Raw genomic sequence first — 15588 nt, 5'->3', positions numbered from 1 at the left:
GAGAAAGGACAGCGATGCCCACACGTACCGCCCGGACCGCCTGGACCGGAGGACTGCAGGACGGCTCCGGCCAGGTCGAGCTGGCCAGCTCGGGCGTCGGCAAGTTCGACGTGTCGTTCCCGAAGCGCACCGCCGACTCCGCCGACGGCACCACCAGCCCGGAGGAGCTCATCGCCGCCGCGCATTCCTCCTGCTACGCCATGGCGCTCTCGGCGCAGATCGGCAATGCCGGTGGCACCGTGCAGAGCCTGGACGTGAACGCCGACGTGACGCTCGGTCCGGACCCGGCCGGCGGCTTCCACATCTCGACCATCAAGCTGACCGTGCGCGGCAAGGCCAGCGGCATCGACGCGGCCGCGTTCCAGACCGCCGCCGAGGCCGCCAAGGCGGGCTGCCCGATCAGCAAGGCCCTCGCGGGCGTCGGCACCATCGAACTCGACGCCACATTCGAGGGCTGAGCACTCCACTGAAGTAACGCGGTCGGGCCCGGGGTGCCGAGCCCGACCGTGATTCGTTCGCTCGCCGTTCGCCCGCCGCGTCATCGCCCACCGGCGATTCCTCCCCGGGGGATTCCACGTCTCGCGCCGACCGGTTTGTCTGTGGCACCCTGGCGACCATGTCTTCCGCTGCGCGACCACGGATCGGTAGGCCCTCCCGGCTGGTGATCGGTGTCGTCGCGGCGCTCGTGGCCGTGGTGGTGGTTGTCGCGATCGCGGTCGCGGTGCGGCCCGAGCAGGGTGGCCAGGCCCGGGCGGCGGCCTGCCTGGGCGACGAGATCTCCGAACGCTCCGACTGGGCCCCGTTCTCGACGAACTACGCCGCGACCTACGACCAGCATCCGTTCGTCGGCAACGGCTACCTCGGCCTGCGGGTGCCGCCCGCGGGCGCGGGCTACCTGGAGACGGGGGAGCGGACCGGCTGGCCGCTGTACACGCCGCGGTTCGACGGGGCCTTCGTGGCCGGGCTGTACGGGCGCGACCCGGCGGTCGCCGACGGGCTGACGGTGGCCGCGGCGGTGCCGAACTGGTCCACGCTGCTGGTCGGCGTGGGCGCGGAAACCTATTCGCCGACAACGCCGTCCGGACAGGTGACGAACTTCCGGCAGACCGAGTTCCTGCGCTGCGGAATGGTCCGCACCGCACTGACCTGGACGACCCGCGACGGCCGCGCCACCGACCTGACCTACGACGTGCTCGCCGACCGCGCCGATCAGCACGCGGCCGCCGTGCACCTGACCGTCACGCCGCACTGGGCCGGGCAGCTCACCGTCACCGACCTGCTCGACCACGCGGGCGCCCGCCGTCTCGACCCGGTCGGCGCCACCACCTCCGCCCCCGCCACCCAGACCCTCGAATTCCGCACCAAGGCAACGAATGTCGTCGGCGACATCGCCGCCACGCTGACCGCGCCCGGCGCGCGGGTACAGCAGCACGCGGAACCGGCGAGCACGACCCAGCGGGCGGCACTGGACGTGACACCCGGAAAGCCGTACGAATTCACCAAATTCGTCGGCGTCGACACCGCGCTGACCGCCCCCGATCCCGCCCGAGCCGCGCTCGACGCCGCACACCGGGCCGCCGCACAGGGGTGGCCGAATCTCCTTGCCGCCCAGGGCAAGGCGTGGCGCGCGCTGTGGGCATCCGATATCGAGACACCGGGTAAGCCGGACGTGCAGCGCTGGGCGCGCGGCGCGCTGTACTCGCTGTACTCCGCGTCGAATCCGCAGCAGGACAACAGCATTTCCCCGACCGGGCTGAGCAGCGACAACTACGGTGGCCTGATCTTCTGGGACGCCGACATCTGGATGTATCCGGGGCTGCTGCAACTCGCGCCCACCCTGGCGCGCTCGGTCGTCGACTACCGCTACCGCACACTGCCCGCCGCGCAGGAGAATGCGAAGCGACTCGGCTATCCGGGCGCGTTCTACCCGTGGACCAGCGCGGCCACCGGCGACCTGTGGACCGACTGCCACAGCTGGTCGCCGCCGCACTGCCTCACCCAGATCCATCTGCAGGGCGATGTGTCGCTCGCGGCCTGGCAGTACTACCTGGCCACCAGGGACACCGACTACCTGCGCACCCGGATCTGGCCGATCGTGTCGAATCTCGCCGAATTCTGGGCGGCGCGGGCGACCCCGAACCCGGACGGCAGCTACTCCATCCGCAATGTGGCCGGGCCGGACGAGTACAGCAACGGCGTCGACGACGGCGTGTACACCAACGGCGTTGCCGCCGAGGCGCTTCGCAATGCCACCGCCGCGGCGCGGGTGCTCGGGCAGCCCGCCCCGCCCGCCTGGAATACCGTCGCCGACCACCTGCGCATGCCGTTCGATCCGGCGAACGGGGTATATCTGCAGTACGACGGCTATCGCGGATCGCAGATCAAACAGGCCGACACCGTGCTGCTGGAATACCCGCTGGCCTGGCCGATGCCGCCGGAGGTGGCGGCGAAGACGCTGGACTACTACGCCGCCCGCACCGATCCCGACGGCCCGGCCATGACCGATTCGGTGCACGCCATCGACGCCGCCCAGGGCGGCGAGCCCGGCTGTTCGGTCGGCACCTACCTGGACCGATCCGCCCGCCCGTTCGCGCGGGAGCCGTTCGGCCAGTTCGCCGAGGCGCGCGGATCGAAGGCCGGGGCCACCGATCCGCTGGCCGGTTCGCCCGCCTTCGACTTCACCACGCTCGCGGGCGGATACGTGCAGGAGTTCACCAACGGCCTACTGGGCCTGCGCATCTACGATGATCGCGTCCGGCTCGACCCGCTGCTGCCGCCGCAGCTGGCACAGGGTCTTACGGTGCGCGGAATACACTGGCAGGGACGCGTTTTCGACGTCGCCGCCGGACCCGAGCACACCACCGTCACGCTCACCTCGGGGCCGAGTCTCCCGGTGGAGACGAGCGCCGGTGTGCGGCAGGTGGATTCGGGCCGGTCGCTGCGATTGCCCACGCGCCGACCGGATCTGACGCCGACCGACGACGCGGCCCGCTGCCGGACCGCGACGGCGAGCAGCGAGCAGCCGGGCGACTACGCCGAGGCGGCCGTCGACGGCGACTCCGGCACCGAATGGCTGCCCGCCACCTCCCGGGCCGACCTGACCGTCGACCTGGGGGCGGTCGCGGCGGTGACGCGGGTGGCCCCGCAGTGGACCGACCCCGCCCCGGCCGCGTGGGATGTCTCCGTCTCCCGCGACAACAGCACCTGGACGCCGCTGTCACTCACGCAGGGCGGTGCCGTGGCCTACCCGATGTACGCGCGTTATGTGCGCGTCCATGTGTCGGCGGCGGACCCGAACGGCCGCCCCGGCATCCGAGAGCTGAACGTCGCTACCCGTCCCGGATAGGCTCGGGCGAACGGCGACTCAGCCGTCCTTGGCCGCGCCCGCCACGTCCAGCACGACCTCGAATTCCAGCAGCGACGAACCGGTCGCCACCGGCTGCCGGGCCTGGCCCGCATGCGCCGCGACGGCCGGACCGTCCCGCCACGCCGCAAAGGACTCCTCCGAATCCCACTGCGTAACAACGAAGTACCGATTCTCACCCGCCACCGGCCGGAGCAACTGAAACCCGAGAAACCCGGGCGAATTCTCCACCGCATGCGCCCGGTGCGCGAACCGCTTCTCCAACTCCGGCCCCGCCCCCTCGGGAACCTCGATCGCATTGATCTTCACAACAGCCATGGGCCCAGGCTAATACCGACCGTATTGTCGGTGCTGATGCTGTACGACGAGGGTGGTAAAGGTAACCCGATTCTGCTACTGCACGGGCTGATGGGTAGTGCGCGGACCTGGCGGGCGCAGGTGGAGTGGTTGCGGGGGTTCGGGCGGGTGTATTCCTTCGACGCCGCCGGGCACGGGCGCCCGGCGCCGCCGGAGTTGACCACCGAGGCGTTCGTCGCCGATCTCACCGCGGCCGTGGCCCGGATCGCCGAGCCGATGGTGGTGATCGGGCACTCCATGGGTGGCCTGCACGGATGGATGTTCGCCGCCGCCCACCCCGAGCGGGTGCGGGCGCTGGTCGTCGAGGACATGGCGCCCGACTTTCGCGGCCGCACCGCGCGCGACTGGGCGGCCATGATCGAAGCCTGGCCGCAACCGTTTCCGGACGCCGACGCGGTGCTGGACTTCTTCGGCCCGGTCGCGGGGCGCTACTTCCTGGCCGCGTTCACCCGCGGCCCGGACGGTTATCGGCTGCACGGCGCGGTGCCCACCTTCCGGGACATCTCCGAGGAGTGGGGGACCCGCGATTTCTGGTCCCAGTGGCGCGCGGTCCGCGCCCCGGCCCTGCTGCTCGAGGGCGAGCACGGCATCACCCCGCCGGGGCAGATGCGGGCGATGGCCGAGACGCACCCGAACGCACGCCATGTCCTGGTCGCCGGTGCCGGGCATCTCGTGCACGGCGATCGACCGTCCGTGTATCGAACGCAGGTGGAACGCTTCCTCCGCGAGGTGCTCGTGCCGAGCCGGTAGCCCGCCGCCCATATATGAAGGCGGCTGCCTTCAGTCCCGGTGTGGTTGCGCTTATGCTCGTCCCACGCACCCCCGAACGAAGGTGACCACCGATGATCGACTTCTCGATTCCCGCCGACCTCGCCGCCGAACGCGACCGGATTCGCCAGTTCGTCATCGACAAGATCGTTCCGTACGAGCGTGATCCGCGCCTGACCGCGCACGGACCCAACGACGAACTCCGGCAGGAATTGGTGGAGCTGGCGCGGGCCGAGAAGCTGCTCACCATCCAGGCGCCGGTGGAACTGGGCGGGCGCGGGCTCACCCACATCGAGCAGGCGGTGCTGTACGAGGCCGCGGGCTGGTCCACGCTCGGCCCGGTCGCCATGAACTGCGCCGCCCCGGACGAGGGCAACATGTTCCTGCTGTCCAAGGTGGCAAACCCGGAGCAGATCGACCGCTACCTCATGCCGGTGATCACCGGGCGGCAGCGTTCGGTATTCGCGATGACCGAGCCGGGCGGCGCGGGCTCGGATCCGGGCCAGCTCGCCACCACCGCCGAATTCGACGGCGAGAACTTCACCGTCAACGGCCGCAAGTGGCTGATCACCGGCGCGGACGGGGCGAAGACCTGGATCGTCATGGCCCGCCTGGCCGCGAATCCGCATCTGCCCGAGGGCCCCACGCTGTTGCTCACCGACGGCGACGCCCCCGGCATCGTCGTCGAACGCACCATGAACACGATGGACCGCAACTACGTCGGCGGGCACGGCGTGGTGCGGTTCGAGAATCTCACCCTGCCGCGGGAGGCCGTGCTCGGCGAGACCGGTCAGGCGCTGCGCTACGCCCAGCTGCGGCTGGCGCCCGCCCGGCTGACCCACTGCATGCGCTGGCTGGGCGCCGCCGAACGGGCGCAGAGCATCGCCGTCGCGCACGCCCGCACCCGCACCGCCTTCGGCAAGCCCATCGGCGAGCACGAGGGCGTGTCGTTCCTGTTGGCGGACAACGAGATCGCGCTGCACCAGTGCCGCCTCACCATCTGGCACGCCTGCTGGCTGATGGATCAGGGCCACAAGGCCCGCCACGAGAGCTCGATGGCCAAATCCTTCGTCTCCGAGGAGCTGTTCCGCGTCGCCGACCGCTGCGTCCAGGTCCTCGGCGGCATCGGCATCAGCGACGAAACCGTCGTAGAAATGATCTTCCGCGACATGCGCGCCTTCCGCCTCTACGACGGCCCCACCGAGGTGCACAAGTGGGCCATCGGCCGAAAGATGTTGCGCGGATAGCCCGCACTAGCCGGATTGTCCACTCGGCGGCGATCATGTTGCGAGAGCACGCGCGATTGTGTTCTGCTCGTTCGCGGTACCCACCGGCGACTTCTCCACGGCTAGGATCGCATCGTATGAGTTCGGAACTGCACGTCGATGTTTCCTCCGGGGTCGCCGTGCTCACGCTTCATCGTCCCGCTCAGCAGAATGCCTTCACCCCGACGATGGCGGCCGAACTCGGTGCGGCACTGCGGCGTTGCGACGGCGAGGACGCCGTCCGCGCCGTCGTCGTCACCGGCACCCCGCCCGCCTTCTGCGCCGGGGCCGACCTGTCCGATCGGGTCGGCGAGGCCAGCGCCACCATCGATCCGCCGCCGTGGCGGGTGCGCAAGCCGGTGATCGCCGCGGTGAACGGGCACGCGGTCGGCATCGGCCTGGCGCTGGCGCTGCAGTGCGACCTGCGCTACATGGCCCGCGACGCGGTGTACGGGCTCAACCAGGTTCGCCGCGCCGCGCTCGCCGACGGCTACGCGCACTGGACGCTGCCGCGTTTGGTCGGCATGGCCAACGCCGCCGACATCATGCTCACCGGCCGCACCTTCGACGGCGACGAGGCCAAGGCGATGGGCCTGGCCAATGCCTGCCTCCCCGCCGGTGAGGTGCTGCCCACCGCCCTCGCCGTGGCCCACGACATCGCCGGTGGCGCCGCCCCACTCCCGGCGGCGCTGTCCAAGCGGCTGCTGTGGGAGGGGCTGGGGATGAGCCCGGAGGCCGTCGGCCGACTGGAGACCGAACTGCACGACTACGTGGCCGCCAGCGTCGACGGCAGCGAGGGCATGGCCGCGCTGCGCGACCGGCGCCAGCCCAAGTGGACCGGCAGCATCAGCACCGACTGGCCCGCCTGGGAACTCCCGGAACCGGAACGGCCGCGGCTGGATTGATGCTCAGGCGTGGCCGCCGAGCAGGATCAGCAGGTAGATGAGGGCGATGCACACCATGAGCACCGTGCCGATGATGCCCAGCACATAGCCGACCAACACCTGGGAGCGACCGCCGTACGCGCCGCCGGACATCTCGATCTGATCGAGTGCCCGCTTGCCCATCGCCCACGCCACCGGACCCAGTGCGCCGCAACAGAACACGCTCAGCGCCCCGAGCAGCAGCACGGTGGTCGCGTGCGGATGCTCGACCGGGTTCCCGATCGGCTGGTCGGGAAACGGGCCCCAGTACGGAGGCTGGTTCGGCATCACCCGCCCGATTTTATGGTGCGGGACACGCGAAAGCGCGCGGACGCGCAAACCGCGAGGTAATGGTTATGGAGTCAGGCGCGTCGTTGCCGCGCGACATCGGCGAGCACCACGCCCGCCGCGACCGACGCGTTCAGCGACTCCACCGGTCCCGCCATCGGAATGCCGAGGATGGTATCGCAGGTCTCGCGCACCAGCCGGGACAGGCCCTTACCCTCCGAGCCGACCACCACGACCGTCGGTGTGGTGCCGTCGAATTCGTCGAGGGTGGTGTCGCCGCCCGCGTCCAGCCCGACGATCTGCAGCCCGGCGTCGGCGTAATCCCTCAGCGTGCGAGTCAGATTCGTGGCGCGCGCGACGGGCAGCCGGGCCGCCGCACCGGCGCTGGTCCGCCACGCCACCGCGGTCACGCTGGCGCTGCGCCGCTGCGGGATCACCACGCCGTGCCCACCGAAGGCCGCCACGGAGCGGATCACCGCGCCGAGGTTGCGCGGATCGGAGATGTTGTCCAGCGCCACGATCAGCGCGGGTTCGGCCGAGCCCCGCAGGGATTCGAGCAGATCGCCCGGATGCGCGTAGCGGTACGGCGGCACCTGCAGGGCCATGCCCTGGTGCAGGCCGTTGGTGCTCATCCGGTCCAGGTCGGTGCGCGGCACCTCGAGGATCGAGATGCCCGTATCGGCGGCCAGTTTCACCGCCTCGGTGAGCCGCTCGTCGTTCTCGGTGCCCACCGCCACATACAGCGCGCTCGCCGGGACACCGGCGCGCAGGCACTCCACCACCGGATTGCGGCCCAGCACCAGTTCGGGACCGTCGTCCTTGCGCGACGCCGGGCGCGCCGGGGCGCGCGAGGCGGCCTTCTTGGCCGCCGCCGCCCGCTTGGCCGCCGGATGATGGACGCGCTTGTGCGCGGGCGGGGTCGCGCCCTTGCCCTCCAGGCCGCGCCGCCGCTTGCCGCCGGAACCGACGGTCGCGCCCTTCTTGGTGCCGCTCTTGCGGATTGCGCCGCGTCGCTGCGAATTGCCTGCCATCAGTGCGCCTTTCTCAGCGACCACTCCGGGCCGTCCGGCGTGTCGGTAATCTCGATGCCGGCCGTGTTGAGCCGGTCCCGGACCGCGTCGGCGGCCTGCCAATCCTTGGCGGCGCGCGCCTGCTGGCGCAGCTCGAGTTCGCCGCGCACCAGCACATCCAGCGAGTCCACGGCCGCCGAGGAATCCTGCGGGCCCGCCCAGTGCGGATCCAGCGGGTCCACGCCGAGGACGGCGAGCATCGCCCGCACCTGACCGGCCGCCTCGCGCACGGCGTCGAGCCCGCCCGCGTCCAGTGCCTTGTTGCCCTCGTGCACCACCCGGTGGATTTCGGCCAGCGCCTTGGGAATTCCGAGATCGTCGTCGAGCGCCTCGGCGAACGCGTCGGTCCACTTGCCGACCGGGATCTCGCCCGCCCGCTCGACGGACCGCTGCACGAACGCCTCGATGCGCTGATAGGTCTGGGCCGCGTCCTGCAGCGCCTGATCGGAGTACTCCAGCATCGAGCTGTAGTGCGCGCTGCCCAGATAGAACCGCAGCTCCACGGCCCGCACGCGGGTCAGCACATTCGGCACCGACAGGGTGTTGCCCAGCGACTTGGACATCTTCTCCCCGCCGAGGGTCACCCAGCCGTTGTGCAGCCAGTAGCGGGCGAAGCCGTCGCCCGCCGCGCGCGACTGGGCGATCTCGTTCTCGTGGTGCGGGAACACCAGGTCCCTGCCGCCGCAATGGATGTCGAACTCGGGCCCGAGATAGTACCGGGCCATCGCGGAGCATTCCAGATGCCAGCCGGGGCGGCCGGGGCCCCACGGCGACGGCCAGTGCGGCTCGCCGGGCTTGGCGGCCTTCCACATGGTGAAGTCGCGCGGGTCGCGCTTGCCCTCGCCGACGCTCTCGCCCTGGTGCACATCGTCGAGTTTGTGTCCGGACAGGACACCGTACGCGGGGAAGCTGCGCACGTCGAAATACACGTTGCCGCAGGAGTCGTAGGCGTGCCCGCGGTCGATGAGCCGCTGCATCAGCTCCACCATCTGGGTGATGTGCCCGGTCGCACGGGGTTCCGCCGACGGCGGCAGCACACCCAGCGCCTCGTAGGCGCGGTCGAAGGCGCGCTCGTGCGTGGCGGCCCACTCCCACCAGGGGCGGCCAGCGGCGGCGGCCTTGTTCAGGATCTTGTCCTCGATATCGGTGACGTTGCGGATGAACGCGACGTCGAAACCGTTGGCGCCGAGCCAGCGCCGCAGCACGTCGAACGCGACTCCGCTGCGGACGTGTCCGATGTGAGGTTCGCCCTGCACGGTGGCGCCGCACAGGTACACCGATACGTGGCCGGGGACCAGGGGCGTGAAATCACGCAGGGTCCGCGTCTCGGTGTCGAACAGGCGCAGAGTCACGACCAGCCATCCTAGCTGTTGGGAAATCGGAGATACGGAGCGGTGCAATGCAGGGTACGGGCCGGAGATCCGGCGCACACCCCACGAAAAGGGGGTCGGGATCAGTGCGAGCCCGGACAGGAGGGGCGGCGACACAGCAGCGCGTTCGCCACCGCCGCGATCCCCTCACCGCGCCCGGTCAATCCCAGGCCGTCGGTGGTCGTCCCGGACACCGCGACCGGTGCGCCGATCAGATCGGAGAGCACCCGCTGGGCCTCCGCGCGGCGCGGCCCCATCTTGGGCCGGTTGCCGATCACCTGCACCGCGGCATTGACGACGTCGTATCCGGACTCGTCCAGCAGCCGCCGCACCTGTTTCAGCATGGCCGCGCCGGACACGCCCTCCCATTCGGGACGGCCGGTGCCGAAGACCGCGCCCACATCGCCGAGCCCGGCCGCCGACAGCAGGGCGTCGCACAGCGCGTGCGCGGCCACATCGCCGTCGGAGTGCCCCGCGCAGCCGCTGTCGCCCTCGAACAGCAGGCCCGCCATCCAGCAGGGCCGCCCGGGTTCGATGGGATGCACATCGCTGCCGATGCCGACGCGCAGCGCCGTCATATCCGTCATGGGCGGACCACCGCCCGGGTCGGGTTGTCGGCCAACAGCGTTCGGGCCAGCCGCAGATCGAGCTGAGTGGTGATCTTGAAAGCCAGGGGATCGCCGGGGATCACGCGCACGGGCGCGCCGAGCATCTCGACCAGACCCGCATCGTCGGTGGCGGGCAGATTCTGGGCGTAGGCGTCGCGCAGCAGCCGGGCGTCGAAACCCTGGGGAGTCTGGATCGCGCGCAGGCCCGCGCGATCGGGGGTACCGGTGACTACGGAGTCGGCGTCGACCGCCTTGACGGTGTCGGTCACCGGGAGGCCGGGCACGACCGCGGGGTGGCCCGCGACCAGTTCGGCGACCACCCGCGCGATGAGCGACGGCGGCGTCAGGGCGCGGGCCGCGTCGTGCACGAGCACGTGGGTGGCCAGCGGCGCGGCCGCCAGCCCGGCGCGCACGGAATCGGTGCGCTCGACGCCGCCGGCGACCACGCTCACCGGCACGGGACCTGCGGGGAGCATTGCTACGGCGGCATCGATCAGCGCGTCCGGCGCCATGATCACGATGTGATCCACGACGCCGGACGCGATCAAACCATCGACCGCCAGGGTGAGCATGGGCGTACCACCGACCGGGACGAAGGCCTTGGGCAGCTGTTCACCCAGGCGCACACCCTGGCCGGCGGCAGGCACCAGCGCGACGATATGGCGGGGAGAACCCATTGTGTTCGCAGGGTTCACGGTCAGGAGGCGGCGGCCAGAACCTCGTCGAGCAGGGTCTCGGCCTTGACGTCGTCGGTGCCCTCGGCGAGCGCCAGCTCACCGACGAGGATCTGCCGGGCCTTGGCCAGCATGCGCTTCTCGCCGGCGGACAGACCGCGGTCCTGCTCCCGGCGCCACAGGTCGCGGACGACCTCGGCCACCTTGTTCACATCGCCGGAGGCGAGCTTCTCCAGGTTGGCCTTGTATCGGCGAGACCAGTTCGTCGGTTCCTCGGTGTGCGGAGCGCGCAGCACCTGGAAGACCCGATCGAGACCCTCCTGACCGACGACGTCGCGGACGCCGACGTATTCCGCGTTCTCGGCGGGAACCCGAACGGTGAGGTCGCCCTGTGCGACCTTCAGGACCAGATACTCTTTCTGCACACCCTTGATGGTGCGGGTCTCGATTGCTTCGATCAGCGCCGCTCCGTGGTGGGGGTAAACGACGGTGTCTCCGACCTTAAAAATCATGTGTCCCGTGCCCCTTTCGATGTTCACAGTTTAACATGCGACTCGGTAACGGCGCGATCAACGACGCAGGTCAGGGCCACAACGGGTGAGTGCCGGGGGTTGACAGAACGCAATGGGTGTGCATCCCGTTGTGCCAGAAGGAGTTACGCGCGAGTGGCGTCGCGCGTGCAATATCGCCCACCCGACACGGGGGGTGCGCTGCCGACTACTACGCTCCCTACTACTACTCTCCATCGTGGAGTGAGCCGGTCGACATGGAGGACAACCCGTGACTGCCCTGAAAGCCACCACAGCGTCGAAGAGTCCCCGGCGTGGCGCGACGCGGAGTGCGATCGCGGTCGCCGCGCTGGCGGCGGGTGCGGCGCTGGCGTTGTCCGGCTGCAGCGCCGGCCAGATCTCGCAGACCGCCGACCAGGTCGCGGCCGTGAACGGCAACACCGCCAACGTCGGGCAGGTGGCGCTGCGCAATGTGCGCATCCTGCTGCCGCAGTCGGAGGAGTACACCAACGCCAAGGGCGGTAAGGCCGTGCTCGCCTTCAGCGCCATCAACAACAGCGGGTCCAAGATCGACGAGCTCACCAGCATCACCAGCGACCTGGGCGCCGTGAAGATCACCCCGGCGAATCCGGCCATGGCCCCGCTGCAGACCGTGGTCGCGGCGAGCCCGCAGGCCGGTGTCGCCGCCGCTGCCCCGTCGACGTCGGCGGCCGCCCCGACGACCGCGGCCGCGTCGAGCGCGACCGCGCAGGCCGAGGCCGCGGGCGGCGCCGAGCACCCGGCCAACCCGGAGTCCAAGCCGCTGCTGGTGGAGATCACCGGCCTGACCAAGGACGTCACCCCCGGCCTGACCTATCCGGTCACGTTCAACTTCAAGGAGAACGGCACCGTGCTGGTCAACGTCCCGGTCGACGCGGGCCCGGATCTGGCACGCCACGAGCCCGCTGCCGCCGCCGAGAACAAGGGCGGTCACTGACCGGGATCTGCTCGCTCTGCATGTCGTTCCGCGACGTGTCGGACCGCATCCCTAGGCTGCGCACGTGGCCAAGCTGAAGTCGCTGTACCGGTGTTCCGCGTGCGGGCACGAGGTTGCCAAGTGGGTGGGACGATGCCCCGGCTGCGGCGAGTGGGGGTCCGTCGACGAGGCGGCGGCCGCGCCGACGGCGGCCGGAGCGGCCGGGCGGCGGTCGCTGCTGCCGTCCACGGCCGCGGCGCCCATCTCCAGTATCGATTCGCAGACGACCCGGGCCCGCTCGACCGGCGTCGAGGAACTCGACCGGGTGCTGGGCGGCGGGATCGTGCCCGGGTCGGTGGTGCTGCTGTCCGGGGAGCCGGGCGTGGGCAAATCGACGCTGTTGCTGGAGGTCGCGCACCGGTGGGCGCGGCAGCGCGAGGAGCGGTCGCTGTATGTGACGGCCGAGGAGTCGGCGGGGCAGGTGCGGCTGCGCGCCGACCGCACCGGCGCGGTGCACGAACGCGTCTATCTCGCGGCCGAATCCGATCTCGCCACGGTGCTGGGTCACGTCGAGCAGGTCCGTCCCACGCTGCTGGTGGTCGACTCGGTGCAGACCATGCTGGCCGCCGACGCCGAGGGCGTGATCGGCGGCGTCACCCAGGTCCGCGCGGTCACCGCGGCGCTGACCTCGCTGGCCAAGGTGAGCGGTATCGCGGTGCTGCTGGTCGGCCACGTCACCAAGGACGGCAATGTCGCGGGCCCGCGCACGCTGGAGCATCTGGTGGACGTGGTGCTGCAGTTCGAGGGCGACCGGCACTCGACGCTGCGCATGGTGCGCGGCATCAAGAATCGTTTCGGCAGCGCCGACGAGGTGGGCTGCTTCGAACTGCGCGACGACGGGATCGTCGGCGTGTCCGATCCGTCGGGACTGTTCCTGCACCACCGCGCCGATCCGGTTCCGGGCACCGCGATCACGGTCGCCATGGACGGCAAGCGCCCGCTGCTCGGCGAGGTGCAGGGGCTGACCGTGAGCACCCAGGTGCCCGCGCCGCGCCGCGCGGTCAGCGGCCTGGACTACAACCGGGTGTCGATGGTGCTGGCCGTGCTGCAGAGTCGCTGCCACGTCTATCTGGGTAAACACGATGTGTATGCGGCCACGGTCGGCGGCATGCGGCTGGTGGAACCGGCCGCCGATCTGGCGGTGGCGCTGGCCATCGCCAGCGCCGAGCGCGACGCGCCGCTGCGGGAGGGACTGGTGGTGCTGGGCGAGGTGGGGCTGGCCGGGGAGGTTCGGCGGGTCACCGGTCTGGGGCGTCGCCTCGCCGAGGCCGAGCGGCTAGGTTTCACGGAGGCGCTGGTGCCGCCGGGGATCGATCGCTCCCGGACCACACTGCGGGTGCACGAGGTGACCGATGTGCGGACGGCGCTGCGGCGTGGTCTGACCAAGCGTGAACGCGAGCGGGCGGAGGCGGGCGAATGAACCCAGGCCGTTGGGTGACCAACCTGCTCGGCAAGTCCGGGGCAAGCCCGCAGCGAACGAATCCGCTTGCGGCACAGGCGCCCCGGGCCGAGCAGCGGGACGGCGCGCTGCGGGCGGTGGTCGCCCGGCTGGTGCCCGGCACCGAGCTGCGCGACGGCATCGACCGCATCCTGCTCGCCCGCACCGGCGGCCTGGTCGTGCTCGGCTACGACGCGGAGGTGGAGCGCATCTGCGACGGCGGCTTCGCGCTGGACACCGAATTCTCCCCGACCCGGCTGCGCGAGCTGTCGAAAATGGATGGGGCCGTGGTGCTTTCGTCCGACGGTAGCCGGATCCTGCGGGCCAATGTGCATCTGGTGCCGGATCCGTCGCTGCCGACCGTGGAGTCCGGTACCCGGCACAAGGCCGCCGAGCGGTTCGCCGCCCAGACCGGGCATCCGGTGGTGTCGGTGAGCCGCTCGACCGGGTTGGTCACGGTGTACCTCGGCGGCGGTCGGCATCTCATCCAGGCGTCGGAGACCATTCTCTCGCGCGCGAACCAGGCCATGGCCACGCTGGAGCGCTATCGCTCCCGCCTCGACGAGATGACCCGGCAGCTGACCGCCGTCGAGCTGGCCGACTACGTGACCCTGCGCGATGTGCTGGCCGTGGTGCACTGCCTGGAGCTGGTGCGCCGGGTCGCGCGCGAGATCGACTCCGATGTCGGCGAACTCGGCGTCGACGGCAGGCAGCTGGCGTTGCAGCTGGCCGAGCTGGTCGGCAATACCGAGCCGCTGCGGCGGCTGGTGGTGCGCGACTACCTGCAACCCGCCGCGATCGACGAGGCCGCGCTGGATCGCGCGCTGACCGGCCTGGACGAGCTGCTGGAGGTCGAACTGCTGGAGCTCACGAATCTGGCGCCGCCGCTGGGTTTCCCGGCCACCCTGGAGGTGCTGGACACCGCGGTGAGCCCGCGCGGCTACCGACTGCTGGACGAGATCCCCCGGGTGCCGCTACGCCGGGTGGAACAGCTGGTGTCGACCTTCGGCTCGCTGCCGAAACTCCTGGACGCGGGCGCGACCGAACTGGCCGCCGTCGACGGCATCGACCCGCCCCTGGCCGCCCGAATCCGCGAGGGGCTGTCCCGCCTGGCGGAATCGGGGGCGGTCTGATCCCGGCCGAAAGCATGCCGGGATGACGATGATTGGGTCGGCCGGGATGACGGTGGTTGGTCGGCCGGGATGGTGGGTTGGTCAGGCGATATTGAATGGCTCCGGTGTGCTTCGGACGGTGCCGAATTGGGCTACTACGGCGTAGGCGCCCGGGGGGACCGGGACGCGGTCGCCCGCGCAGTTGGGCTGGGAGGTGGTGCCGGACCAGGTGAGTTGGAAGGCTGCCTGCTGGCCGCCGTTGAGGGAGCGGACGTCGGCGGGGCCGCCCTGGTCGCAGTCGGTGCTCGACCACAGCCGCCGCTGGCCGTCCAGCGACTGCACCGCTACCTGCTGTAGCCCCGAACCCATGTCCCGCGAGCACGGGGCGGTACCGATATTGGTGATGACGATGTTGAACACCGGCTGCTCGCCCGACTTGTAGGTCGGCTGGGCCACCGCCACTTTCACCGCGATCGACTGATCCGGGCACTGCGGCGGGGTGCCGTTGGCGGTGGCGTTCACCGAACCGGACGGCTGCGGGGCGCCCGAGCTCGCGCTGGCGGGCACGCCGCTTGCCGACGTCCCGGCCTTGCTGGTGACCGACGACGAGGTCGTCGCCGCAGCCTTGGCCTCGGATTTCCCGCCACTGCCGCGCAGCAGCACGAACGCCAGCCAGACTACGAGCGCCAGGGCGACCACGAGCGCCGCGATGGCGAGCAGGCGGCGGCGCCAATAGATCTCGGGTGGTAGCGGTCCAGTCGGTTCCAACACGGCAACAACGGTAAGCGCAGCATCGAGCACCCCCCGATCAGGGGCGCGGCGTGTCG

Annotated in this window: 16 protein-coding genes; 8 read left to right on the top strand and 8 right to left on the bottom strand. The window is 70.7% G+C overall.

What is annotated here, in order from left to right; all coding sequences use genetic code 11:
* Window positions 1-14: 14 nt before the first annotated feature.
* Complete coding sequence (locus tag HPY32_RS14870; RefSeq protein ID WP_067580573.1) at window positions 15-458, top strand: OsmC family peroxiredoxin; 444 nt, start codon at window positions 15-17, stop codon at window positions 456-458.
* Between the two features lie 158 nt (window positions 459-616).
* Entirely contained in the window at window positions 617-3346 is a 2730-nt protein-coding gene (locus HPY32_RS14865; RefSeq protein ID WP_067580575.1) for a discoidin domain-containing protein, read from the top strand.
* 18 nt (window positions 3347-3364) lie between these two features.
* Here the strand turns inward: HPY32_RS14865 and mhuD are convergent, their stop codons facing one another.
* Entirely contained in the window at window positions 3365-3682 is a 318-nt protein-coding gene (gene mhuD, locus HPY32_RS14860; RefSeq protein ID WP_067580576.1) for a mycobilin-forming heme oxygenase MhuD, read from the bottom strand.
* 36 nt (window positions 3683-3718) lie between these two features.
* On the opposite strand from mhuD, the gene HPY32_RS14855 reads away from it, so the two are divergent.
* The 3 genes from HPY32_RS14855 (at window position 3719) to HPY32_RS14845 (ending at window position 6659) form a co-directional block, all read left to right on the top strand.
* Window positions 3719-4471, top strand: coding sequence for an alpha/beta fold hydrolase (locus tag HPY32_RS14855; RefSeq protein ID WP_067585089.1), 753 nt, complete (start codon window positions 3719-3721; stop codon window positions 4469-4471).
* Between the two features lie 92 nt (window positions 4472-4563).
* Window positions 4564-5736 carry an acyl-CoA dehydrogenase family protein gene (locus HPY32_RS14850; RefSeq protein WP_067580578.1) on the top strand — a complete coding sequence of 391 codons (1173 nt, stop codon included), beginning with the start codon at window positions 4564-4566 and terminating at the stop codon, window positions 5734-5736.
* Window positions 5737-5852: 116 nt separating this feature from the next.
* Complete coding sequence (locus HPY32_RS14845) at window positions 5853-6659, top strand: enoyl-CoA hydratase/isomerase family protein (RefSeq protein ID WP_067580579.1); 807 nt, start codon at window positions 5853-5855, stop codon at window positions 6657-6659.
* Between the two features lie 3 nt (window positions 6660-6662).
* On the opposite strand, the gene HPY32_RS14840 is transcribed toward HPY32_RS14845, so the two are convergent.
* The 6 genes from HPY32_RS14840 to carD form a co-directional block, all read right to left on the bottom strand.
* Window positions 6663-6965: a DUF4190 domain-containing protein gene (locus HPY32_RS14840; protein ID WP_067580580.1), complete on the bottom strand. Its 303-nt coding sequence runs from the start codon at window positions 6963-6965 to the stop codon at window positions 6663-6665.
* Window positions 6966-7039: 74 nt separating this feature from the next.
* The gene (gene rlmB / locus HPY32_RS14835; protein WP_067585094.1) at window positions 7040-7996 is read right to left on the bottom strand and encodes a 23S rRNA (guanosine(2251)-2'-O)-methyltransferase RlmB; all 957 of its coding nucleotides are present in this window, start codon (window positions 7994-7996) and stop codon (window positions 7040-7042) included.
* Window positions 7996-9387 (bottom strand): cysteine--tRNA ligase, encoded by a 1392-nt coding sequence (cysS, locus tag HPY32_RS14830; RefSeq protein ID WP_067580581.1) that lies wholly within the window; start codon window positions 9385-9387, stop codon window positions 7996-7998. The genes rlmB and cysS overlap by 1 nt, the downstream gene beginning before the upstream one ends.
* A gap of 101 nt (window positions 9388-9488) precedes the next feature.
* Window positions 9489-9974, bottom strand: coding sequence for a 2-C-methyl-D-erythritol 2,4-cyclodiphosphate synthase (gene ispF / locus HPY32_RS14825; RefSeq protein ID WP_067585097.1), 486 nt, complete (start codon window positions 9972-9974; stop codon window positions 9489-9491).
* Window positions 9975-9988: 14 nt separating this feature from the next.
* Window positions 9989-10690, bottom strand: a complete 702-nt coding sequence (gene ispD, locus HPY32_RS14820) for a 2-C-methyl-D-erythritol 4-phosphate cytidylyltransferase (protein WP_067580582.1) — start codon at window positions 10688-10690, stop codon at window positions 9989-9991.
* A 20-nt stretch (window positions 10691-10710) separates the two neighbouring features.
* Window positions 10711-11199, bottom strand: coding sequence for an RNA polymerase-binding transcription factor CarD (carD, locus tag HPY32_RS14815; protein ID WP_019931623.1), 489 nt, complete (start codon window positions 11197-11199; stop codon window positions 10711-10713).
* A gap of 268 nt (window positions 11200-11467) precedes the next feature.
* Between carD and HPY32_RS14810 the strand changes: the two genes are divergently transcribed.
* From HPY32_RS14810 to disA, 3 genes are all read left to right on the top strand, one after another.
* Window positions 11468-12172 (top strand): copper chaperone PCu(A)C domain-containing protein, encoded by a 705-nt coding sequence (locus HPY32_RS14810; RefSeq protein ID WP_309247525.1) that lies wholly within the window; start codon window positions 11468-11470, stop codon window positions 12170-12172.
* A 64-nt stretch (window positions 12173-12236) separates the two neighbouring features.
* Entirely contained in the window at window positions 12237-13631 is a 1395-nt protein-coding gene (radA, locus tag HPY32_RS14805; protein ID WP_067580584.1) for a DNA repair protein RadA, read from the top strand.
* On the top strand, window positions 13628-14782 hold the full coding sequence (disA, locus tag HPY32_RS14800) for a DNA integrity scanning diadenylate cyclase DisA (RefSeq protein WP_082870785.1): 1155 nt from the start codon (window positions 13628-13630) through the stop codon (window positions 14780-14782). The genes radA and disA overlap by 4 nt, the downstream gene beginning before the upstream one ends.
* 81 nt (window positions 14783-14863) lie before the next feature.
* Here the strand turns inward: disA and HPY32_RS14795 are convergent, their stop codons facing one another.
* The gene (locus HPY32_RS14795) at window positions 14864-15532 is read right to left on the bottom strand and encodes a hypothetical protein (protein WP_067580585.1); all 669 of its coding nucleotides are present in this window, start codon (window positions 15530-15532) and stop codon (window positions 14864-14866) included.
* Window positions 15533-15588: the final 56 nt, after the last annotated feature.

Source organism: Nocardia terpenica (genome assembly GCF_013186535.1).
GTDB classification, from domain to species: Bacteria; Actinomycetota; Actinomycetes; order Mycobacteriales; family Mycobacteriaceae; genus Nocardia; species Nocardia terpenica.
The sequence above is the reverse complement of the archived record's forward strand: the minus strand, read 5'-3'. Positions and strand labels throughout refer to the sequence as shown.